This window comes from Sandarakinorhabdus sp., assembly GCF_987265915.1.
This window is the reverse complement of the sequence record NZ_OZ503948.1, coordinates 764,891-787,006: the sequence shown is the minus strand read 5'-3', so window position 1 is coordinate 787,006 and position 22,116 is coordinate 764,891. Positions and strand designations below refer to the sequence as shown.

The window sequence follows — 22,116 nt, the reverse complement described above, 5'->3', positions numbered from 1 at the left end:
CAAACATCGCGGGAGCGACCTTGTGTCTGATAGTTTTGACGGTGCAGCCGTAGCTGGCGTGGCCCCGGCAGCGGCGTTGGCGGCTTTGGCAGAATGTTTCTTCGCGCAGGCGTTGCCCGGTGAGATCGAGGATCTGGATGGCGCCGGCCGCGCCGGTGTGGCGGCGTTCATGGGCCAGGCCGCCGCGCAGCGGCTGCCTGATGTGGCGGTGATCCATCTCGATCCGCCCGATGATGCGAGCGGCCGCCGGCTGCGGTTGGCGATCATTGGCGAGGATCGGCCCTTCCTGGTCGATTCGACCGCGGCTGCCGTCACCGCCGCCGGCATCGACATTCACCGCCTTTTGCACCCCATTGTCGATGTGCGCCGTGATGATGACGGTCGCTTGCTGGCAGCGGTGGTGCCGGCCGGTTCCGCGCCGGCGCCGGGCACGGCCCGCGAATCGATGATCTACATGGAGATCGAGCGGGTGGAAGGCGACGCGCGCGCCGCGTTGATCGACAGACTGGGCCAGGTGCTGGCCGATGTGCGCATGGCCGTCGCCGATTGGCCGGCGATGCTGGCGCTGTTGAAAAGCTGCATCCGCACCTTGTCGGACAATCCGCCGCCACTGGCGCCGCACCGCACCGCCGAGGCCATGGCGTTTCTGGAATGGCTGGCGGCAGACAATTTCACGCTGCTGGGCGCGCGCCGCTACGTGCTGAATGGCGATCTGGATGATCCGGCGATGCAGCCGATCAGCGATGTCGGCCTGGGGCTGCTTGCCGATCCGGATTACCCCTTGTGGTCGGGCGTGCGCGGCGAGGATGACACGCCGCGCGCGTTGCGGGCCATGCTGGCCAGCCCGGAACCGCTGTTGATCACCCGCGCCGGCGCGGTGGTAAGCGTGCATCGCCGGGTCAACGGCGATCTGATCGCGGTGAAGGGGTTTGATCGGCAGGGCCGGGTGGTATCGGAAACCCGCTTCCTGGGCCTTTATACATCGGCGGCGCTGGGCACATCGCCGCGCCAGGTGCCATTGCTGCGCCGCAAGGTGGGCGAGATCATCGATGCACTGGGCTTCGGCGAAACCGGCCATACCGCCAAGGCGCTGGTGCATGTGCTGGAAAGCTTCCCGCGCATGGAGATGTTCGAGGCCAGCCCTGAACAATTGCAGGCGATGGCGCTGGGCCTGCTCAGCCTGCTCGATCGGCCGCGGCCCAAATTGTTCGCCCGCGCCGATCCGTTCGGGCGCTTTGTGTCCGTGCTGGTCTATGTGCCGCGCGATGGCTATTCGGTGCGTCTGCGCGAGGCGGCGGGCCAGATGCTGGCGCAGGAGCTGCACGGCCGCATTGCCCGTTACGAGGTCGAGCTGCGCGAGGAGGGCCTGGCCCGCGTGCATTTCGTGGTGGATGTGGCCGACACCAGCGGTTTCACGCCCGAGGTGGCTGCCGGGCTCGACCGGCGCCTGCGCCAACTGGTGCGTGGCTGGGAGGAAGATCTGGAGGCCGCGCTGGCGACACGCGTGGATGTACAGCGCGCCGCGCGCCTGACCATCAGCCACGGCCGCGCCTTTTCCACCAGTTACCGCGCCCAGCATCAGCCGGCCGAAGCCGCTGCCGATATCCTGGCGCTGGCCGATCTGGCCGATGATCGCGCCCGCGCGGTGCGCATCACGCCGGTGACCACCACTGACGCCGCGTCAATCCAGGTGCGGCTGAAAATCTATCGGTTGGGCCGCATCATTCCGCTGTCCGAAGCGGTACCGGTGCTGGAGAATTTCGGCCTGAAAGTGATCGAGGAATATCCGTTCGATCTGGCCGGCGGGCAATTGGGCTGGGTGCATGATTTCCTGGCCGAAGTGCCCGACGCGGCGCTGCTGGCCGATCCCGCCGGCTTGCAGGCCCGGGTGGCGCCGGCGCTGGCCGATGTGTTGACTGGTACACGCGAGAATGACGGTTTCAACACGCTGATCTTCGCTTGCGGGCTGGAAGCGCGCGATGCCTCCCTGCTGCGCGCCTGGTTCCGCTATCTGCGGCAGACCGGCGTCACCTATGGCGTGATGACGGTGGTGGATGCCTTGCGCCGCTATCCGGCGATTACCCGCGATCTGGTGGCGTTGTTCACGGCGCGCTTCGGGCTCGACGTGACCAATCGCGCCGCGGCGCAGGCGGACGTGTTGGCGCGCATCGATGCCGACCTTGCCGATGTGGCGAGCATCGATGATGATCGCATCATCCGCCTGTACCGTGCCGCCATGCTGGCGACGCTGCGCACCAATTTCTTCGTGCCCGGCGGCCCCGAAGCCATGGCCTTCAAGATCGATTCGGCGGCCATGCCCGGCCTGCCGGCGCCGGTGCCCTATCGTGAAATCTGGGTGTTCTCGCCGCGGGTGGAGGGCATCCATCTGCGCGGTGGGCCGATCGCGCGCGGCGGGCTGCGCTGGTCGGATCGACGCGATGATTTCCGAACCGAAGTGCTGGGCCTGGTGAAGGCGCAGAAGGTGAAGAACACGGTGATCGTGCCCACAGGGGCCAAGGGCGGATTCTATCCCAAGCTGTTGCCGCCGGCATCGAATCGCGATGCCTGGCTGGCCGAAGGCACCGAAGCCTATCGCGTGTTCATCCGCGCCCTGCTGTCGATCACCGACAATCTGGCGGTGGACGGCACGGTGCTGCCGCCCGCAGCCGTCGTGTGCCACGATGCGCCCGATCCCTATCTGGTGGTGGCAGCCGACAAGGGCACCGCAACCTTCTCCGATACGGCCAATGCCATTGCCCAGGCACACGGCTTCTGGCTGGGCGATGCCTTCGCCAGTGGCGGCGGCAATGGCTATGACCACAAGGCGATGGCGATCACCGCCAAGGGCGCGTGGATTTCGGTGCAGCGGCACTTCCGCGAGCTGGGCATCGATGTGCAGACCGAGACGGTGCGGGTGGCCGGCGTGGGCGACATGTCGGGCGATGTGTTCGGCAACGGCTTGCTGCTCAGCCCGGCCGTCGCGCTGGTCGCGGCCTTTGATCATCGCCACATTTTCATCGATCCCGCGCCAGACATTGCGGCCGCCTTTGCCGAGCGCCAGCGCATGTTCGCGCTGCCGCGATCGAGCTGGGACGATTATGACAAGGCGCTGATTTCAGCAGGCGGCGGCGTGTTCCCGCGCAGCCTGAAGGCCATCCCGCTGTCGCCGCAAATGCGAGACATGCTGGGGGTGGAAGCCGCCTCGCTCAGCCCGGCCGACCTGATCAGCGCCATTTTGAAAATGAAGGTCGATCTGCTGTGGTTCGGCGGCATCGGCACTTATGTGAAGGCCAGCACCGAAAGCCATGCCGATGCCGGCGACCGCGCCAATGATGCCTTGCGCATCGATGCGCGCCAGCTGGGCGCGCGGGTGATCGGCGAAGGCGCCAATCTGGGCCTGACACAGGCCGCGCGCATCGAATTCGCCCGTCATGGCGGCAGCATCAACACCGATTTCATCGACAACAGCGCCGGAGTCGATTGTTCGGACCACGAGGTCAACATCAAGATCGCCCTGAATGGCGAAGTCGCGGCCGGCCGCCTGACCCAGGCGAATCGTGACCAGTTGCTGAAGGCGATGACGGACGATGTCGCGGCGCTGGTGCTGCAGGACAATATTTTGCAAACGCGGGCGCTCAGCCTGGCGCAGGCCGCCGGCAGCGCCGCCATGCCAGCCATGCGCCGGCTGATCCAGATGCTGGAACGCGAAGCCGGGCTGGATCGCAGCGTCGAAGGCCTGGCCGGTGACGATGTGCTGGCGACACGGGGCGCGGCCGGCGAAGCGCTGACCCGCCCTGAACTGGCAGTGGTGATGGCCTATGCCAAGATGGCCACCTATGAAGCGCTGGTGGCAAGCGCTGTGGTGGACGATCCGCTGCTGGAGGCCGATCTGATCGCGGCCTTCCCGGCGGCGATGCGGGCGCACCGCGATGCGATTCTGCACCACCGGCTGCGCCGCGAGCTGGTGGCGACCAAATTGGCCAATGAACTGATCAATCGCGCCGGCCTGGCTGCGCCGTTTGAACTGGCCGAAGAATTGGGCGCCAGCCTGGCCGATGTGGCGCGCGCCTTCGTGGCCGCGCGCGAGCTGTTTGGCATGGGCAGTTTGTGGGCGGCGATCGATGCCGCCGACATATCCGCCGCTGCTGCCACCACGCTGCATCGCGAGGCGCAAGCGGCACTGCGCGCGCAAATGGCCGATCTGCTGCGGCTGGGCGGCAACCGCAGCGCGGCGCTGCTGGTGACCGATCTGGCGCCGGGCGTTGCCGCCCTGGGCAGCGCGTTGGACCAACTGCTGCGGCTGGAAGTGCGCGGGCAGCTCGATCGGATCACGGTGCGGCTGGCTGCGGCCGGGGCACCGGCCGATCTGGCGGCCGCCGTGGTGCGCATCACGGCTCTGGATGGTGCCATCGGCACGGCGTTGCTGGCCGCCACCCATTATCTGGATGTGGCCGCCACGGCGCAGGCCTATACGATGCTGGGCGAAGCCACCGGGCTGGATTGGGCGCGCGGTGTAGCGGCAGCGCTGGCGCCGACCGATCCGTGGGAACGGCTGCTCACTGCCACACTGGTGCGCGATTTCGAACAGCTGCGGCTCGATCTGCTGGCCCGCATCGTGCCGGCCGGCAGTGATCCCGTGGCGGCCACCAGCGACTGGCTGGCGCAGGGTGCGGCCAAGGTGGCGCGCATCGCCGCGCCAATCGCCCAGGCGCGCGACGGCGGGGCATCACCGGCGATGCTGGCGCATGTTGCGGGGCTGGCCCGCGCCGCTTTGACCTGAATCCGGGCCAGGGCGGGGCGCTTCGCCCCCTTGTTGGCGCGCGCCGCGCCTGCTAGCGGCAGGCCATGTCTGTGACCGATGAAACCGTGCGGAAAATTGCGCGCCTGGCGCGCATTGCCGTTGCCGAAGACGATGTGCCGGGCCTGACCGGTGAGCTGAACGGCATTTTGGGCTGGATCGAGCAACTGGGCGAGGTGGACACCACCGGCGTCGCGCCGATGGCCAGCGTCATGCCCGGCACGCTGCGCTGGCGCGCCGATGTGGTGAGCGACGGCGATATCCAGGACAAGGTTCTGGCAAATGCGCCGGATGCCACCAGCGGCTTCTTCGCCGTGCCGAAGGTGATCGAATGAGCGCGCTGACGGACCTTTCCCTGACCGAGATGAAGGCTGGGCTGGACGCAAGATCGTTCAGCGCCGTGGAGCTGGCACAGGCGCATCTGGATGCGATGGCCGCCAATCGGCACCTGAACGCCTTCATCACCGAAACGCCGGAGCTGGCGCTGGCGCAGGCGCGTGCAGTGGATGATGGCACGCGCTCCGGCCCGCTGGCCGGCATTCCGCTCGGCATCAAGGATCTGTTTTGCACCGATGGCGTGCAGACCACGGCGGGATCGAAGATCCTGAAGGGCTTCGTGCCACGTTACGAATCCCGCGTGTCGGCCAATCTGCTGCGCGATGGCGCGGTGTTCCTTGGCAAGCTCAACATGGACGAGTTTGCCATGGGATCCTCCAACGAAACCAGTGCCTTCGGCCGGGTGATCAGCCCGTGGAAGGCAAAAGGGAACTCTGGCGGCAGCGATGCCGATCTGGTGCCCGGTGGTTCGTCGGGCGGCTCGGCGGCAGCGGTGGCGGCGCGGCTGTGCGCCGGCGCAACCGGCACCGATACCGGCGGTTCGATCCGCCAGCCCGCCGCTTTCGTTGGCATCGCCGGCATCAAGCCGACCTATGGCCGCGCCAGCCGCTGGGGCACGATCGCCTTCGCCTCCAGCCTCGATCAGGCCGGGCCGATGGCGCGCAACGTCGCCGATTGCGCGCATCTGCTTACCTCGATGTGCGGTTTCGATCCGCTCGATTCGACCAGCCTCGATGTCGCCGTGCCGGATTTTGCCGCGGGCCTCACCGGCAGCATGGCCGGCAAGCGCGTCGGCATTCCGGCCGAGTACCGGCTGGACGGCATGGACCCGGAAATCGCCGCATTGTGGGATGCCGGCATCGCCTGGCTTAAGCAAGCGGGCGCCGAGATCGTCTCGGTGTCGCTGCCACACACGAAATATGCCCTGCCCACTTACTATATTGTGGCGCCGGCCGAAGCCTCGTCCAACCTCGCCCGCTATGATGGCGTGCGCTATGGGAGCCGCGTGCTGCCGCCCGGCGGCAATGTGCAGGACATGTATGCCGCCACCCGCGCCGCCGGTTTCGGCAAAGAAGTGCAGCGCCGCATCATGATCGGCACCTATGTGCTGTCGGCCGGTTTCTATGATGCCTATTACACCCAGGCGCAGAAGGTGCGGGCGCTGATCGCGCGGGATTTCGAAGCGGCCTTTGAACGCTGCGACGTGCTGCTCACCCCCACCGCGCCCAGCCCGGCCTTTGCTTTCGGAGCGAAGGCCGATCCACTCGCGATGTATCTCAACGACGTGTTCACCGTGCCCGCCAGCCTCGCCGGCCTGCCAGCGATGAGCGTGCCGGCCGGGCTGTCGGCCTCTGGCCTGCCGCTGGGCTTGCAGATCATCGGCCGGCCGCTGGATGAGGCCGGCGTGCTCGATGCCGGCCTCGCCATCGAACGCGCCGCCGGCTTCACGGCCAAACCAGGAACTAGGCCGTGAACTCATAAATTCCATGCCCGTCATTGCCCGAAGCGCGGCCTGGAGCGGCCCGGCCTGGATGGGTTGCCGCACCGGTATAACCAGCATGCTGTAATTCCATGCCTGTAGCCGACCCGATACCGCGGGTACCGCCAGTGACAATCGGGACCCGTGCAATTTCCGTTCTTTCCTTTTCGATTCGTGCCCCTTAAGCCAGCAAATCTCTCAGACTCGTGCGGGACAGCCCGGGGGCCCAAATGCTCACTCATCGCGAAAAATGGTTGGCAGGCGAAACCGTCTTGGCCGTGATGGATCGCCACCGTGGTTCTGGTCCTGGATTCGATTGGGTTCGAATCGGTCTGTCGCTGACGGTGATACTTCTGCACAGCATCCACACGTCTTATGGGTATGTAACGCGATCGCAGGCCGAGCTGCTGATAGCGCCGTTCTTGGCTGCCGTATTACCCATGTTTTTCGGGCTGTCTGGATTTCTTGTAACCGGCAGCGCGCTACGCACGCGCGATTTGACAACATTTCTCTCTTTTCGGGTGCTGCGCATCATGCCGGCACTTGTTACTGAGGTGACGCTATCGGCTCTGGTACTGGGCGCGCTGATGACAACCTATACCATGCGCGACTATTTTTCAGACGCGACATTTTTCGTTTATTTCGGTAATATTGTTGGCTGGGTGCACTACAGTCTTCCTGGTGTTTTTTTGGACAATCCGCGCCCTGGCATCGTCAATCAAAATTTGTGGACGCTCCATCCAGAACTTTTCAGCTACGCTGTGATGGCTGCCTTGATGGTCAGTACAATTGTTTACTCTCGCAAATACATCACTATTGTATGGGCAATTGGCACAGTCGTTCTGTTCGTGATAAACCTACAAAACGGAATGTTTGAACCGAAAGGTATTTATCACGGAGAAACATTGGCATATTTTTTCGTTACAGGTGTTGTGGCCTTTCACTGGCGTGACAGCATTGTCATCAACAGAACCTATTTGATTCTGTCGATTGTGTTAATATATGTTCTGCATTATTTTCAGAACATGACATTTTTCATTCAATTCCCGATGATTTATCTTACTTTATGGCTTGGCATGCAGGATTTCCCGCGCGTTAGATGGCTGCAAAGCGGCGACTACAGCTATGGCCTCTATCTTTATTCATATCCTGTGCAGCAGACGCTGGTCGCGCAACTCATTTGGAGCCGCGAATGGTATATCAATTTCGCTTTGACCGTTCCGATAACGTTGGCCATCGCAATGCTTTCATGGCATTTTGTCGAAAAGCCGGCGTTGTCGTTGAAGCGCTATGTGCGGCCGGCCACAAAGCGGGTCGCCAGTTGAGCCCGCACACCGCTGCCGATTGAAGCGACTTGCCAAGTGACTGCCGTAAAGCCAAAAGCCGGGTATGAACTATATAGACGACGGCAGCTTCAGCAGCTTTTGCGTTAAAGGTGCCACCGGCGATTGGGAGATCGTCGTCGGGCTGGAAGTGCATGCGCAGGTGACAGCCAATTCCAAGCTGTTTTCCGGCGCAGCCACGACCTTCGGCGCCGAGCCCAATGCGCAGGTCAGCCTGGTGGATGCCGCGATGCCGGGCATGCTGCCGGTGATCAACGGCGAATGCGTGCGCCAGGCCGTGCGCACCGGGCTGGCCATCGATGCGCAGATCAACAATTGGTCGCGGTTCGATCGCAAGAATTATTTCTACCCCGATCTGCCGCAGGGCTACCAGATCAGCCAGCTTTATCACCCGATTGTCGGCGAAGGGCATCTCGACATCACGCTTGATGATGGCACCACCAAACGCATCGGCATCGAGCGCATCCATCTGGAGCAGGATGCCGGCAAATCGGTGCATGATCTGCACCCGACGATGAGCTACGTCGATCTCAACCGTTGCGGCTGCGCGCTGATGGAGATTGTCTCCAAGCCCGACATCCGCTCGCCGGCCGAAGCCGGCGCCTATGTGGCGGCGCTGCGCCAACTGCTGCGCTATGTCGGCAGTTGCGATGGCAATATGGACGAAGGCTCGATGCGCGCCGACGTGAACGTATCGGTGCGCAAGGCCGGCGCGCCGTTCGGCACGCGCACCGAAACCAAGAATGTGAACAGCGTGCGCTTCATCATGGCAGCAGTGGAGCATGAAGCGCGCCGGCAGGTCGATGTGATCGAATCGGGCGGCAGCATCGTGCAGGAAACAAGGCTGTTCGATCCGGGCACCGGCACCACGCGATCGATGCGCGGCAAGGAAGACGCGCATGATTATCGTTATTTCCCCGATCCCGATCTGCTGCCGTTGGTGATCGACGACGCGTTCGTCGCGCAATGCCGCGCGAGCCTGCCGGAACTGCCGGTGGCGAAACGCGCCCGCTATCAGGCGGAACTGGGCCTTTCGCCTTATCTGGCCGGCGTGCTCACCGCCGAGCAGGAAACCGCGGCCTGGTTCGAAACCGCGCTGGCCGCCACCGCCGGCCGGCTGAACAAGCCCCTCGCCGACGTGGCCGGGCGCGTTGCCAATTTCGTTTCCGGCGATCTGTTCGCGGCGCTGAAGAAGCTGGGCAAGGATATCGGCGACAGCCCGGCGTCGCCCGAAGGCCTGGCCGAATTGCTGGCCCTGGCCGCCGACGGCACGCTGTCGGGCCCGCTGGTCAAGCAGGTATTCGAAGCCATGCTCGAAACCGGCGACAGTGCCGGCCATATCGTTGAGACGCGCGGGTTGAAGCAGGTCTCCGACACCGGCGCCATCGATGCCGCCATCAGGTCCGTGTTCGATGCCAACCCGGAAAAATTGGCTGAATATCGCAGCGGCAAGGACAAATTGTTCGGATTCTTCGTCGGCCAGGTGATGCGCGCCATGGCCGGCAAGGCCGCGCCGGGCATTGTGAACGATCGGCTGAAGGCGCTGCTGGACGGCTGATCGCGCTCGACTGGCCGACAGTTACTGCCGCTTCGTCGCCATCGGCTTGACGAAGTCGTGACGGTCTCGTTACAGCGGCTCTCTGTTTTGAACGGCAGGTGAATGGCCCGGTTTTGGCCTGATCTGCACGTCGTGCCTGTCGCGTTGGTGGCTCGTGTTTTTGGCTGCCAATTGCCGCAGGGGCGCAGTCTCGGTTCGAGATGTGACCTTTACACCCCGTTTGCAAATGCTGGCTGCCAGTGCGGCCATTGTGATGACGTCAGGGCTGGCGCTTGGCCATGTTGCCGCCCAGCCCAGCCCGCAGCCGGAAGCGGTTATCGCCCCCGCAGCAGCGCCGGCGTCCCCGGTCGATGTGCCGGAACCAGCCGCGAAGCTGGATACACGCCAGATCAACTGCATCGCCAAGGTGGTGCATCACGAAGCCGGCAACCAGCCGCGCGAAGGCCAGATCGCGGTCGCCCATGTCATGGTCAACCGCGTCCGCCGCGGGTTCGGCGACGATGTGTGCGATGTCGCCAACCAGCCCGGCCAGTTTTTTCGGCTGAGCCGCTACCACCCCAACCGCAAGACGGCCGCCTGGGCCGAGGCCGTTGACGTGGCGCGGACGGTGCTTTCGGGCAGCACGCGCGATTATTCCAAGGGCGCGCTGTATTTCCACGCCAACTGGGCCAAGCCCGATCGGTTCTTCCGCGGCCGCACCAAGCTGGCGCGCCTGGAAGATCATGATTTCTACCGCTGATCGGCGGCGTCGGAATCTTCCGCGATCTGCCCGCGCCAGCGTCGGGCCTTTGCGTCATCCCAGCTTGATTTGAGCGCGGCGCGCGGGCCATCGAGGCCAACGGCTGCCGTGCGATCGGCCAGACCATGGGCGATCGTAACGATGCGGGCCGTGCGCGCGCCCGGTTCGAGCCCATCCGCCCAAGCCGCCAGCGCATGGGCGTTGAGCATGGCCACGGTGAACAGCGCCGAGCCCACCGCCATCACCATATAGGCCAGGCCAGACACGCCCTGCGCGTCCGCTGCCACATCCACCGGCGAATCAAACTGGTCGGCCACGCGCGCGCCCTTTCAGAACTGGTAATAGATGAAGGCCGCGACGCCTTCAAAGCGCATGGCGTCGATCAACAGGATGGCGAGGCCCACCACCAGGCCCAACACCGGCGCCGGCCATGCCGCCACGCGCCGCGCCAGCACCGGCAGCAGCGTCGGCGGGGTGAAATTCATGGCGAGCCCCAGCCCGATCAGGCCGATCAGCAACGGGCTGGCCAGCGCCACGCCGGGCCGGAACGCCCACAATTGTTCGAAATAGCCCAGCGCGCCGGCCAGCGTTTCGGCCCGGAAGAAGATCCAGCCGGCCACCACCACGTGGAAGATCAGCAGCACGGCCAGCGGCGCCGGCAGCGTCGGCCAGCCGGCCGGGCGCCATTCGCGCCAAATGCGCTCCAAGGCCAGCACGCCGCCGTGCAGCGCCCCCCAGATCAGGAAGGTCCATTTCGCGCCGTGCCACAGGCCGCCGAGCAACATGGTGATCATCAGGTTGCGGCAGATGAACAACAGGCTGCCGCGGCTGCCCCCTACGCTGATATAGAGATAATCGCGCAGCCAGCTGGACAGCGAGATGTGCCAACGCCGCCAGAAATCCTGCAGTGACGTCGCCCGATAGGGCTGATCGAAATTGCGCGGAAACCGATAGCCGAGCAGCGCCGCCAGCCCGATCGCCATGTCGGAATAGGCCGAAAAATCGCAATAGATCTGCACGGCATAGCCATAGGCGCCCGCCAGCAGATCAAGCCCGGTCTGCCGTGTGGGATCGAAAAACGCCTTGTCCACCAGCACCACGGCCAATTCGCTGGCCACCACGGTCTTCTTGAACAGCCCCCAGGTGATCAGGATCAGCGCGGTTGCCACCATGCCGCGGGTCAGGCGCGGCGCGGCCTGGAACTGTGGCACCAGATGGCTGGCGCGCACGATCGGCCCGGCCACAAGGTGGGGGAAAAAGCTCATCAAGAGCGTGATATCAAGAAAGCTGGCCGGCTTGGTCTGGCGGCGCGCGATGTCGATCAGATAGCTCATGCCCTGGAAGGTGAAGAAGCTGATGCCCACCGGCAGGATCACCTCGATCACAGGCAGATCGCGGCTGAAGCCGGTCCGCGCCAGCACGCCGGCCAGTTCGGTGAGGAAGAAGCCGTAATATTTGAACGTGCCCAGGATGGCGAGATTGGCGGCAACGCCGATCGCCAGCCAGGGCTGTGCCGGTTCACCCTGTTCCAGCCGGGCGTGAATGCGCGCCGCAATCCCCCAGTTGATCACCGCCGACGCGATCAGCAGCGCAACGAAGCGCCAATCCCACACGCCGTAGAACACCCAGCTGGCCAGCAGCAGGATGATCTTGCGCCATTCATTGCTGGCCTGCCCCACCGTCCACACCAGCACCAGCACGGGCAGGAAGAAGATCGCGAAATCCAGCGTCGGGAACAGCATCAGCGGCGCGTCCCGGGCGTTGCCCCAGTGTTTGCCTTTCCGACGGCCTGGGCCGCATCGAGATCATCGAGCAGCATGCGCGCCACTTCGGCGCCGCCGGCCGGCGAATAATGGATGAAATCCGGGCCCATCAGGCGCTGTTGCGTCCAGCGCACCGCCGCACAGGCCCCGCCCTGCCGCACCCGCCAATCCCAGAATGCCAGGCCCAGATCAGCCGCGACCCGGCGCTGCACGGCGGCGACGACATCGAGGCCCGGCGGCGTGAACAGCGGCAGCCCGCGCCGCACCGCGCGCAGATTGGGGCCTGCAAGCGCCACCGGATCGGGAGCCAGCACGCCGCCGTCTGTATCCTGGATCGGAATGTCGAACCCCGTCACCGGCAGTCGTTCCGGGCTGGACTGGATGGCGCGGTTGCAATCGGCCACCCGGCCTGGTGCATTGCCCATCAACGCCGTGCTGCGGCTGGCCGCATCGGGCGGGCCGAGCAACAGGATCGGCACCGGGCCTACAAGGGCGCGCAGCCGCGCAACTTGTTCGCGCAGGTTGCTTTCCAGCCGCGCTGCATCCGCCGTGGGCGCAAAGCCTTCATTGGTGCCGAAGGCCAGGATCACCAGATCGGGCGGCAGCGCCTGGAACTGCGCCGCCATGGTGGCGGTATCGGCGCGGCCGAGAAATTGCAGCTGCGATCCCGGCACGCCAAGATTGGAAAGGATCAGCCCGCGCGGGCGTTCGAGCCACCAGCCGGTGATGATCGCTTCCCCCGCCAGCAATTCCAGCCGGGCGGTGCTGGCCTGAGGATCGGCGAGAAAGCGCTGGCAGCGGGGGGTGTCGCTTTCGCTGGTGAAATCCACGGTCTCGGTGCGGTCTCCCACCGTGATCGCCAATTGCGGCCCTGCGGCGCTGGCGGCGACGCACACGCCAAAGGCGCTGAACTGCTGGCCGGCATCGGCGGTCAACGCCAACGAAGCCCCGATGGAGCGGCTGGTGAGCGTATAGCCGGTGATGCCGCGAGGCGGCCAGGTGTCGGCCGCGCCGCTGCCAAACAGCCCGCGCGACTGCCAATTGCCTGACATGCTGGCCGTAACCCCGCGCGTGCGCACCCCGGGATGCGGGCGGCCTACGGGCATCAACCCGCGCCCGCCATTGCCCAGCCGCGCCTGCAAGGCCTCGCGCAGCGCGCCGGTGATGCTGTCGCCGGCGGTGTGGGAATCGCCGATCTGCACGATATGCACCGGGCGGTCCGCCGGCATCGCCGCCAGGCTGAGCGGCACGCCGGCCAGCAAATCGCCGGCGCACAGGCTGGCCAGGCAAGGCGCGGCGGCAAGGGCGAGCGGCACCAACATCAGCCCTGCGGCGGAACGGTTTGCGGCGGCACAGTTTGCGGTGGCACGGCTTGCGGTGGCAGGGCTTGCGGCACGGCAGGATCGGTGGCGGGCGGCGTTTCCGGCAGCAGATCGACGGGCGGCGCGGATTGGGCCGGGGCCGGATCGGCCGCCACCACGGGTTCGGCCAGCGCGGGATCGGCCTTGGCCGGCACGGCGGGCGGCAGCGGCAGCTGCACCGGCGGCGGCACCATTTCGGGCGGCACCACTTTGCCGCCACGCGCCGCCTGCCCCCAGGCGCGCAGCCGCACGGCCAGCGCATCGGTGAGCAGGCGATAGCCCTTCATGCTCATGTGGATGCCGTCGCCGGCCCGCACCAGCCACGGCGCGCCGGTGATCTTGTCCGGCAGATGCGAAGCATAGCCGCCGTCGGGGCCGACGGCCGCATTTCTGGTATCAATGAACGGCACCTTCAGCCGCGCCATCACGCCGGCATGAAAGGCGTTGAGGCCCTGAACCTGGCGGTCAAAAGCCGGATCGCGCATCAGCGGCAGGCCGATCCACACCACATCGGCCCCCTGGGCGCGCAGCATCCCGACATAGCGGGTGATGCGTGCCGCAATCTCTGCCTGCCATGCCGGCGACAGCAACGGCGCCACCCGGCCATCGACAAAAATGCCCTGCACATCATTGGCGCCGAAACTGATCACCGCCAGATCCACCGGGCCTTCGCGCAGCTGGCCGGCCAGCGCCTCTTCCAGATTGGTCTGGCGATAACGCGTGAAGCCAGTGCCTTGCTGCGAATATTGCAGCACATGAAAGGCTTCGCGGCGCGGCAGCTGATTGTACAGCGCCGCCCACAGGCCATCGCCGAAACTGTCACCGAACACGCCGATGCGGAAAGGCCGGCCTTGCGCCACGGCGCGTGCCAAACCCGCCGGCACATTTGCGGCAGCGGCGACATCGCCGGGCAAGCCGCCGACCAAGGGCGCAGCGCCGGCAGCCGTGACCGATGCTGGCAAGGCAGGCGGCGCGTCGGACAGGAATTCGTTCAATTGCGGCGCGAAGGCCAGCCCGATGGCAATGCCAGCCGCCACCCCGCAGAACAGGGCAGCGGTGCGATCGATCAACAGGAAGGCGGGATTTTCGGCCATGCGGTCTGCCGGGCTGATACACGCACCGGGCGGTGGTGCAAGCGCTTGGCTCGGCTGCCTGCGATCAATCGCCCGTCAACGGCGATTTGCGCCCCAGCTGCATCAGCCGGTATCGCAACAGCGCCATGCCGACCACCGTGAACGGCACGGCCAGCACCAGGCCCAGCGGGCCGAGCAAGGTGCCGGCGGCAATCAGGCTGAAGATCGTCAGCACCGGCGGCAGATCACCAAATCTGCTCTGGGCCAGCGGCGTCACCACATTGCCCTGCAACTGTTGCACCACCACCAGTGCGATGATGGTGAAGACGCCGGTTTCCACGCCCTGGCCAAAGCCGAGAATCACCGCCGGCACCGACACCAGCACCACGCCCAGATAGGGCACGAATTCGCACAGGCCGGCGACCAGGCCGATGGCCAGCGGCGATGGCAGACCGACCAACCACAGCCCCAGCGAGGTGCCCACCGCCACAAAGGCCATGCCGATCGCCTGGCCCTTGAGCCAGGCAGAGATCGCATCGCGCACCACGCCCAGGATCTCGTTCGCAGGCGGTTGGGCCGCCAGCGGCAACAGAGCAATCAGGCCATCGACATAAAGCCGCGGCTGCGCGGCCAGATACAGCCCGGCCACCAGCACCACGGCGAGGCCGGTGACGGCCGATCCGACATTGGCCAGCGCGCTCTGCAATATGCCGGCCACCTGCGCCATGCTGGGCGTCAGGCCGCCAATCTGGGACAGGGCTTCGCGGCCGATCGGGGTGGCGCGCGCCCAATCCTGCACATTCTTCAACGCGGGCGGAAAGCGTTCGGCCAGGATGATGAACTGTTCCACCATCATGCTGCCGAACAGGCCGAACACCACCAGCAACAGGATCAGCGGGATCAGGATCGCCGCCGCCAGCGCCAGCGCGAACGGCAGCCGCAGCCCGCGTTGCAGCAGCACGGTGAAATCATTCAGCATCAAGCCGATCAGCGCGGCGGCAAACAAGATCAACACCAGTTGCTGCAACTGCCACGCCGCCAGCGCCAGGGCGATACCGGCCATCACCGCCAGGGTACGGCGGAACCATTGGCCCGCGTCGTCAGCGGGTGGGGCGGGGGGAACACGCATTCCTCCATCATGCGGCAGCCGGCAGCGCTTGCCAAGCCGCGCCCGCCCTCAGGCGATCAAAGCGCTGCCCATTCGCCATCGCGGCTGTAGCGGTGCGAAACGCGACCATTCTCGTCGATCGCCCACAGATGGAGCCATTGATTGTCCACCAGATCGCGGACCATTTGGTTGGCCATGATCACATCGGTCATCGCCGCCAGCGGTGCTTCGATGAACACATTCAGGCGCAAGGGTTCGTGCAGGAAGCGCTGGCCATCATGGACCGATTGCCAGGCCAGGCCGGTTTTCAGATCACCGCCATTGCCTTCCAGCACGCCCAACGTGCCGACCACATTGTGCAGCACCTTGTTGCCGGCGCCCCACACCTGATTGTTCACCACCGATCCATAATATTGCAGGTTGATCCAGCTGGCCACGACCATCGGCGCCGTCATGATCAGCGACAGGATGCCGAAGCCCTTGTCCTGCTGCCAATCATAATCGTGCAAGAAGCTGCGGCCGCCCAGATCGATGCCCAAGGTGCGCTTGCGCGGTGCGGCGATGAACGCACCATTGCCGGCCAGGCCCCATTCAGGGCGAACCTGCGCCCAGTCGCGGCTGCGTTCGATCACCTGGGCGTCGATATCACGCTGCGGCATGTCCAGATCCAGGAAGCGCGACCGTTCCGCCCGCGCCAGCGTGGAGGCGCGGGCCAGCCAGGCTTCCACCTCGGCCACATAGGGCCGCAGTTCGGCGGGCACACGATCCTTGTCGTACACCATCACGTCATCGGTGGTGGTATCGTGCAGGGCGCTGAGGAACCAGGTGTCGGCCGGGATTTCGATGCCCTTGTGGGCCAGCCCAGCCCGCACGTCCGGATCGTTGAGGATGTCGGCGGCAATGCGGGCGTTGGCTTCACCGGTGTGGCCGCCGCAGGCACCGCAATCGAGGCCCGAGGCGTGGGGATTGTTGGCCGTGGTGCTGCCATGGCCAGCCAGCAACACGATGCGGCCGAAATCGCTGGTCATGCTCATGGCGCGCAGCACGGCTTCGCCCTGGGCGAGGCGCTGCCCGGCATCGAGGCCGGTCATGCGCCCACCCACCTGCCGCGGCTCCAGCCGCGGGCCCAGGCGCCCGATCATGCCATGATCAAGCCCGTCACTGTTGGGATCGGACACGGTGCGGGTGAAGCCCAGCGCGTCGCCGACCAGCTTGGGCGCAAATGCCAGCCCCACCGCCTCGACATAGGTGAAGCTGGAGACAGCGGACTGTTTGAAGCTTTTCCAGGCCTTGGCGGCACGCCGGCGCAACAGGCGCAAGCCGAGCACTTCGGTTTCTTCCGCCATCGAGGCGTTGTTGACCATTTCACAAACCGTGAAGCACGGCGTGAGCAACACCGGACAATGCGCACCACCGGTTTCGCGGCCGATCGGAATATATTCGATCGAATAGCCGAAGAAGCCGGCGAAGCCGACGGTTTCGCCGCCCGGCACCACCTGCTCCAGCGCACGACGATAGACTTCGGACCGCACATCGATGCAGAAGGCGGCTTGCAGCGGCTTGCGGCCATCGCGGCTTGGCAACTGGAACGCCTGCGGCACCGCATCGTTGCGCGCCAGCTTGCCGAGCAACTGCTGTTGCCAGGCGATTTCATAGGCGTCCTGAAACACCAGGATCAGCGCCAGATCCGGATCGGCATGATGGCCGGCATCGTCGGGCAAAGCGGCGGCCTGGCGCATTTCAGCAGCCCATGCGGCCTGGAATTCGGCATCGGTGCGTTGCTGGAACAGCGCATAGCCCCAGGCCATGCGGATGGCGAGCAGTTCGACCAGTCGATTGTCCGGCCGGCCGTACAGGCCATTGTCCCACACCAGATAGCGGACATAGGCCGCCCAGCCGCCGATATCGAACAGCGCCCGGTGCAGATAATCGGCAAGCGCCCGTTCCGGGATGCCGATGGCGCCCACGATCAGGGCGATCGCCGCCATCGGATCATCGGGCAGGCTGGCAATGATGCGGCGAAAGCCCTTGATGCCCATGGCTTCGGCATTGCGATCATGGCGCATGGTATCCCGCCACGCGGCCCAGGGCGAGTTGCCGTCTGATGCCCCGCGCTGCGGCATCTGCCAACTGGCCTGGCCTTCATCGAAATAGGCCGCGCACCAGCGCGAGATTTCATCGACCATGAAGGCTGTGCGGCTGGCCTGGCGGTCGCCGGCCGCAAGCGTGTCGAGCACTTCGGCAATGGTGGCAACCACGGCCGGCCCGCGCACCCGTTCACCCGGTTCACGGGCCAGGCTTGCCTTGGCGAGGCCCACATCGGCGGGCACCTGGGCATTGCCGGGCGCGCGCGCCAGCGCTTCGGCGATATGCAGATCGGTGATGATGCCGCTGGCCATCGCATCGCGATAGAATTGCCGCGGCATCAGCATATCGACCTTGGCCACCCGGCGCAGCGTGGCAGCCGTTTCACCAAAGCCCTGGCCGATGAAACCGAGGAAGGGATTGACCGCAACGAAATGCTTGAGCGGCCACAGCGGTGCAATGCGCTGGCAGGCAATGGCAATCGCGGTCTCCAGCGCATCGGGAACCGGCGTCTGTGTGGGGGCGGGCGTGGAGATGGTGGCGGTTTCGGTGCTCATCGTGGCATCCTTCGTTCAGGGTGGGGCCTAAGTTCAGCGTGCGGTCGGCAGGCCGGTGGGCCAGAATTTCAGCACCAGCCGGTTGGCGACGCTGTTGACGTAAAGCCCGTTGCGGGCATGCACATAGAAGGCGCGAACCCATTCCGGCGCCGGGTTGCCCGAACCGGGCTTGGCCGCGATGAAGCTGGCCTGGCCAACGGTGAGGGCGGCAAAGCCCGCCACCACCAGGATGATCGCGGCCAGCGCAACCGGGCCGCTGCGATGGCCCGTGGCGGGCAAGGTGCCGGCCATCAGCCACGCCATGCCGGCCTGCAGGGCAAAATAGCTGCCTGCCACCAGCAGCGCCATGGCGACGGTGCGGGCGATGACAAAGCTGGTCGGCCTTATGTCGATCGATTGGGTGATCAGGTGGGTGAGGCCCATGACCATGATCGCCCCCAGCGCGAAGATGCCGGGCTGGGTGGCAAGCTGGAAGCCGGACAAGGTGCCGATGATGGCGACCCCGGCCAGCACACCCGCCAGCGCAATGCCGACACGGGCCGGGTGCGCGGCACCACCCGGGCTGGGCGACCACGATGCGCGGGCGATATCGATGACGCTGCCCGACGACAGGAAGGCATGCGCCTTGTAAAGCGAGTGCGCCACGATATGCAGCAGCGCGGCCGGCCAGGCGCCCAGCCCGCATTGCAGCAGCATGAAGCCCATCTGCGCAATGGTCGACCAGGCCAGCGCGACCTTGATGGCATTCTGGGTGAGCATCACCACGCTGGCGAACAGTGCGGTGAAGCCACCGAGGATGATCAGCAGGTCAAGCGACGGCGTCGCCAGTTGCAGCAAGGGCGCAAAGCGCAGCAGCAGGAAACCGCCAGCGTTTATGATGCCGGCATGCAGCAGCGCGGACACCGGCGTCGGGGTTTCCATCACTTCGGTGATCCAGCCGTGCAGCGGGAATTGCGCCGATTTGAGCAGCGCCGCGACCGCAATCAGCACAGCAGCGACGGTCAGCGGCAGCGGGGTTGCGCCGGTGGCCGCAATGCCCTTCAGAAAGACATGAAGGCTGGCGATATCGAGCGTGCCGGCAGCCTGCCAGACCAGGCCGATGGCCACGGCCAGGCAGACGTCGCTCAGCCGGCTGGCGATGAATTTCTTGCGCGCCGCGAGAATGGCCGCCGGGCGATCGCCGTAAAACAGCAGCAACTGATTGAGGCCCAGCGACGTCGCCACCCAGGCCGCCAGGAACATCAGCAGATTCCCCGACAGGATGAGCAGCAGCACGCTGGCCAGAGTTAACGACAGCAGCCGGGTGAAGCGCGCGTGCCCCGGATCGCCGGCCATGTAATTGCGCGAATAATGCACGACGATCAGCCCGACGAAACTGACCAGCAGGAACATCACCGCCGTCAGGCCATCGAACAATATGCCGACACCCGTGCCCACCCCTGGCAGTGCCGGGGTGACCAGCGGGCCGGCAGCAACCGCCACTACAGCCAGCAGCACCGCCGTGGCCAGGCTGGCAATTACGGCCAGGCGGGCGCGGCCGGCCAATGGCCGCGCGTCGCTGCCGCCAAACCCGGCCAGTGCCAGCAGCGCGGCCGGCCCAGCCAGCGCCAGCCACAAGAGGGAAGTGGTCATCATGTCATCGCTCCATCGCGAAAGGGGAACGACCAGCCATGTAGGGGGTGGAAATTACTGCGTAAAATATATATAATATAGATTGTCGTTCGGTTTGATGAATGTATTTGCGATGGCAGCCTTGAACTACAATCACTTGCGCTATTTCCACGCCGTGGCGCACGCCGGCAGCCTGACGCGCGCCGCCGGGCAACTGCACCTGTCGCAATCAGCGTTGTCGGTGCAGCTGAAAAGCCTGGAGGAGGCGCTGGGGCACGCGCTGTTCGAACGCAGCCACCGCCGCCTGGCGCTGACCGAGGCCGGCAAGATCGCGCTGGATTATGCCGACACGGTGTTTGCCGCCGGCGATGCGCTGGTCTCGACGCTGGCCGGGCGGGTGCGGCTCGATCAGCAGGTGCTGCGCATCGGGGCGCTGCCGACGCTGTCGCGCAATTTCCAGGCCGAATTCATCGCGCCGCTGATCGGCCGTCGCGATGTCGAGCTGGTGATGGCATCGGGCACCTTGCGCGATCTGATGGCGCAACTGGAAGCGCATGAACTGGATGTCGTGCTCGCCAACCAGCCGCCGCGGGGCGCCGTTGCGCCCGACATCATCAGCCGCCGCATTGCCCAGCAGCCGGTGGGCCTGGTCGGCCCGCCCGGCCTCCTGCACCGCCCTCTGCACTTCCCGCACGATCTCGCCAAGCTGCCCGTGCTGTTGCCGGCCAGGGGCCTCGATATCCGCACCGGTTTCGACCAATTGCTCGATGCGGCCGGCATTCAACCGATCATCCTCGCCGAGGTGGACGATATGGCCATGCTGCGCCTGCTCGCCCGTTCTTCCGAAGCGCTCACGCTGGTGCCGCCGATCGTGGTGAAGGACGAACTCGCCGCCGGCACACTCGTCGATCTTTACACAATCCCCGACCTTGCCGAGGATTTCTATGCCATCACGCAACGCCGGCGGTTTCCCAATCCGTTGCTGACGGGATTGTTGGGCGGTTAGGGCCGCCGCAACGCTGGCGATCAAGCGGACGCTGCCGCCCGGCGCTGGCGGCGCAGCGTGCCACCAATGGCGGCAAAGCCAGCCATCAACATGGCCCAGCTTGCCGGTTCCGGCACCGCCCCGTTCACGTTAAAGCCAGCCCCGTCGATGCGAAACACGGTGCCATAGAGAAAGCTTCCGCCCGTTCGGGTCGTGCCATAAAGCCGGCCCTGTCCATCGGCGACCAGGCTGCCAAGCGGGTTATCGTCGCCGCCAAAATTTACCAGCGTCGTAAAGGTGCCGTCTTTGGTCAGCCGAAACGCCGTGCTGCCATTGTAAGCACTTGTCGTGCCGAACAATGTGCCCGACGCATCGATGATGACACCGCCATAGGGGTAACCATTGGCGCCACCGAGATTTGCCAGGGTTTTCAATGTCCCACCGGGGGTCACGCTGAACACTGTGCCGCCGCCATTGGCGCCCCCAGTGTATGTTGTGCCATAAAGCGTGCCCGAAGGCCCGGCGACCAGGGTGCTGTAGGGGCTGGAACCGTTGGTGCCGTTGAAGGCTGCCAGGGTCGTAAGGACGCCGCCGCTGGTCAGCTTGAACACGGTGCCATACTGCCCCGGTCCGCCACCCCGAGTCGTGCCATAGAAGGTGCCCGATGCATCAGCGATGAGCCCCCCAAAAGGCGTGCTGCCATTGGGGCCGGTGAAGGTGGCCAGCGTTGTGAAGGTGCCGCCGGTGGTCAGGCTGAACACCGTGCCCTTGCTTGCTGAGCCGCCTTCCGATGTCGTGCCATAAAGCGTGCCCGACGCGTCGGCGATCAAGCTGCCTTGGGGGAAACTGGGATATAACTGTGCCAACGTCGTAAAGCCGCCGCCAGAGGTCAGCTTGAACACCCCGCCACCGATGCTGGTGGTGCCATAAAGCGTGCCGGACGCATCAGCGAGCAGCCCGCCATGTGGAAAGCCGCCAGTGGTATCGGCGCCCAAGGTTGCCAGCGTGTTGAACGTGCCGCCAGGTGTCAGGCTGAACACGGTCCCCGCGTTATTGGCGCCGCCCCTGAACGCCGTGCCATAAAGCGTGCCGCCGGCGCCGATGATCAAATTGGCCTGGGGATAGGCGCCATTGGTCCCGTTGAAGGTGAACAAGGTGGTCAGCGTGGCGGCAGCGACGGGCGCAGCTTGGCCGAGAAACACGGCCGTTGCCGCCACAACAAGATGCCACTTCATGCCACTTCCCCCGGACCGAATCGCTGTTTGATCGGCTTATCATTTGCAAATTAAGAACATAAGTCGGCAGTTCGTCCACTTTCA

The 22,116-nt window shown here is 65.3% G+C and carries 14 protein-coding genes and 2 pseudogenes; 7 read left to right on the top strand and 9 right to left on the bottom strand.

The window, feature by feature from the left end; all coding sequences use genetic code 11:
- Positions 1 to 22 precede the first annotated feature (22 nt).
- The 6 genes from AC6UUM_RS03780 to AC6UUM_RS03755 all read left to right on the top strand — a co-directional run bounded on the left by AC6UUM_RS03780 (position 23) and on the right by AC6UUM_RS03755 (position 10,254).
- A complete protein-coding gene (locus tag AC6UUM_RS03780) occupies positions 23 to 4,780 on the top strand; it encodes an NAD-glutamate dehydrogenase (RefSeq protein ID WP_500804012.1) in 4,758 nt (1,585 codons plus the stop codon).
- A 65-nt stretch (positions 4,781 to 4,845) separates the two neighbouring features.
- The gene (gene gatC, locus AC6UUM_RS03775) at positions 4,846 to 5,133 is read left to right on the top strand and encodes an Asp-tRNA(Asn)/Glu-tRNA(Gln) amidotransferase subunit GatC (RefSeq protein ID WP_500804011.1); all 288 of its coding nucleotides are present in this window, start codon (positions 4,846 to 4,848) and stop codon (positions 5,131 to 5,133) included.
- Positions 5,130 to 6,608 carry an Asp-tRNA(Asn)/Glu-tRNA(Gln) amidotransferase subunit GatA gene (gene gatA, locus AC6UUM_RS03770; protein WP_500804010.1) on the top strand — a complete coding sequence of 493 codons (1,479 nt, stop codon included), beginning with the start codon at positions 5,130 to 5,132 and terminating at the stop codon, positions 6,606 to 6,608. The genes gatC and gatA overlap by 4 nt, the downstream gene beginning before the upstream one ends.
- A 236-nt stretch (positions 6,609 to 6,844) precedes the next feature.
- Entirely contained in the window at positions 6,845 to 7,939 is a 1,095-nt protein-coding gene (locus tag AC6UUM_RS03765) for an acyltransferase family protein (RefSeq protein WP_500804009.1), read from the top strand.
- Between the two features lie 64 nt (positions 7,940 to 8,003).
- Positions 8,004 to 9,515 (top strand): Asp-tRNA(Asn)/Glu-tRNA(Gln) amidotransferase subunit GatB, encoded by a 1,512-nt coding sequence (gene gatB / locus AC6UUM_RS03760; protein ID WP_500804008.1) that lies wholly within the window; start codon positions 8,004 to 8,006, stop codon positions 9,513 to 9,515.
- 253 nt (positions 9,516 to 9,768) lie between these two features.
- Entirely contained in the window at positions 9,769 to 10,254 is a 486-nt protein-coding gene (locus tag AC6UUM_RS03755; protein WP_500804007.1) for a cell wall hydrolase, read from the top strand.
- On the opposite strand, the gene AC6UUM_RS03750 is transcribed toward AC6UUM_RS03755, so the two are convergent.
- The 7 genes from AC6UUM_RS03750 to AC6UUM_RS03720 form a co-directional block, all read right to left on the bottom strand.
- Positions 10,245 to 10,571, bottom strand: coding sequence for a hypothetical protein (locus tag AC6UUM_RS03750; protein ID WP_500804006.1), 327 nt, complete (start codon positions 10,569 to 10,571; stop codon positions 10,245 to 10,247). The genes AC6UUM_RS03755 and AC6UUM_RS03750 overlap by 10 nt on opposite strands.
- A gap of 12 nt (positions 10,572 to 10,583) precedes the next feature.
- Positions 10,584 to 11,996 carry an MBOAT family O-acyltransferase gene (locus AC6UUM_RS03745; protein ID WP_500804005.1) on the bottom strand — a complete coding sequence of 471 codons (1,413 nt, stop codon included), beginning with the start codon at positions 11,994 to 11,996 and terminating at the stop codon, positions 10,584 to 10,586.
- Positions 11,996 to 13,339, bottom strand: a complete 1,344-nt coding sequence (locus AC6UUM_RS03740) for a GDSL-type esterase/lipase family protein (protein ID WP_500804004.1) — start codon at positions 13,337 to 13,339, stop codon at positions 11,996 to 11,998. Before AC6UUM_RS03740 ends, AC6UUM_RS03745 begins: the two co-directional genes overlap by 1 nt.
- Complete coding sequence (locus tag AC6UUM_RS03735) at positions 13,339 to 14,472, bottom strand: SGNH/GDSL hydrolase family protein (protein WP_500804003.1); 1,134 nt, start codon at positions 14,470 to 14,472, stop codon at positions 13,339 to 13,341. The genes AC6UUM_RS03740 and AC6UUM_RS03735 overlap by 1 nt, the downstream gene beginning before the upstream one ends.
- Before the next feature lie 64 nt (positions 14,473 to 14,536).
- The gene (locus tag AC6UUM_RS03730; protein ID WP_500804002.1) at positions 14,537 to 15,580 is read right to left on the bottom strand and encodes an AI-2E family transporter; all 1,044 of its coding nucleotides are present in this window, start codon (positions 15,578 to 15,580) and stop codon (positions 14,537 to 14,539) included.
- A 56-nt stretch (positions 15,581 to 15,636) separates the two neighbouring features.
- The gene (locus tag AC6UUM_RS03725; protein ID WP_500804001.1) at positions 15,637 to 18,201 is read right to left on the bottom strand and encodes a YbcC family protein; all 2,565 of its coding nucleotides are present in this window, start codon (positions 18,199 to 18,201) and stop codon (positions 15,637 to 15,639) included.
- A 33-nt stretch (positions 18,202 to 18,234) separates the two neighbouring features.
- On the bottom strand, positions 18,235 to 19,836 hold the full coding sequence (locus AC6UUM_RS03720; protein WP_500804000.1) for an NADH-quinone oxidoreductase subunit L: 1,602 nt from the start codon (positions 19,834 to 19,836) through the stop codon (positions 18,235 to 18,237).
- Between the two features lie 94 nt (positions 19,837 to 19,930).
- On the opposite strand from AC6UUM_RS03720, the gene AC6UUM_RS03715 reads away from it, so the two are divergent.
- Positions 19,931 to 20,818, top strand: a complete 888-nt coding sequence (locus AC6UUM_RS03715) for a LysR family transcriptional regulator (protein ID WP_500803999.1) — start codon at positions 19,931 to 19,933, stop codon at positions 20,816 to 20,818.
- A 20-nt stretch (positions 20,819 to 20,838) separates the two neighbouring features.
- Here AC6UUM_RS03715 and AC6UUM_RS03710 read toward each other — a convergent pair.
- Positions 20,839 to 20,937, bottom strand: a pseudogene (locus AC6UUM_RS03710) (PEPxxWA-CTERM sorting domain-containing protein); the annotation flags it as partial.
- A gap of 27 nt (positions 20,938 to 20,964) precedes the next feature.
- Positions 20,965 to 22,032: pseudogene (locus AC6UUM_RS03705) on the bottom strand (choice-of-anchor tandem repeat GloVer-containing protein); the annotation flags it as partial.
- Positions 22,033 to 22,116: the final 84 nt, after the last annotated feature.

What these genes read in the sequence shown, in the direction of transcription:
- gatA (WP_500804010.1), top strand. Translation starts at nt 5,130, where the DNA reads ATGAGCGCGCTGACGGACCTTTCCCTGACCGAGATGAAGGCTGGGCTG.
- AC6UUM_RS03755 (WP_500804007.1), top strand. Translation starts at nt 9,769, where the DNA reads ATGACGTCAGGGCTGGCGCTTGGCCATGTTGCCGCCCAGCCCAGCCCG.
- AC6UUM_RS03765 (WP_500804009.1), top strand. Translation starts at nt 6,845, where the DNA reads ATGCTCACTCATCGCGAAAAATGGTTGGCAGGCGAAACCGTCTTGGCC.
- gatB (WP_500804008.1), top strand. Translation starts at nt 8,004, where the DNA reads ATGAACTATATAGACGACGGCAGCTTCAGCAGCTTTTGCGTTAAAGGT.
- AC6UUM_RS03725 (WP_500804001.1), bottom strand. Translation starts at nt 18,201, where the DNA reads ATGAGCACCGAAACCGCCACCATCTCCACGCCCGCCCCCACACAGACG.
- AC6UUM_RS03735 (WP_500804003.1), bottom strand. Translation starts at nt 14,472, where the DNA reads ATGGCCGAAAATCCCGCCTTCCTGTTGATCGATCGCACCGCTGCCCTG.
- AC6UUM_RS03720 (WP_500804000.1), bottom strand. Translation starts at nt 19,836, where the DNA reads ATGATGACCACTTCCCTCTTGTGGCTGGCGCTGGCTGGGCCGGCCGCG.
- AC6UUM_RS03715 (WP_500803999.1), top strand. Translation starts at nt 19,931, where the DNA reads ATGAATGTATTTGCGATGGCAGCCTTGAACTACAATCACTTGCGCTAT.
- AC6UUM_RS03730 (WP_500804002.1), bottom strand. Translation starts at nt 15,580, where the DNA reads ATGCGTGTTCCCCCCGCCCCACCCGCTGACGACGCGGGCCAATGGTTC.
- AC6UUM_RS03745 (WP_500804005.1), bottom strand. Translation starts at nt 11,996, where the DNA reads ATGCTGTTCCCGACGCTGGATTTCGCGATCTTCTTCCTGCCCGTGCTG.
- AC6UUM_RS03740 (WP_500804004.1), bottom strand. Translation starts at nt 13,339, where the DNA reads ATGTTGGTGCCGCTCGCCCTTGCCGCCGCGCCTTGCCTGGCCAGCCTG.
- gatC (WP_500804011.1), top strand. Translation starts at nt 4,846, where the DNA reads ATGTCTGTGACCGATGAAACCGTGCGGAAAATTGCGCGCCTGGCGCGC.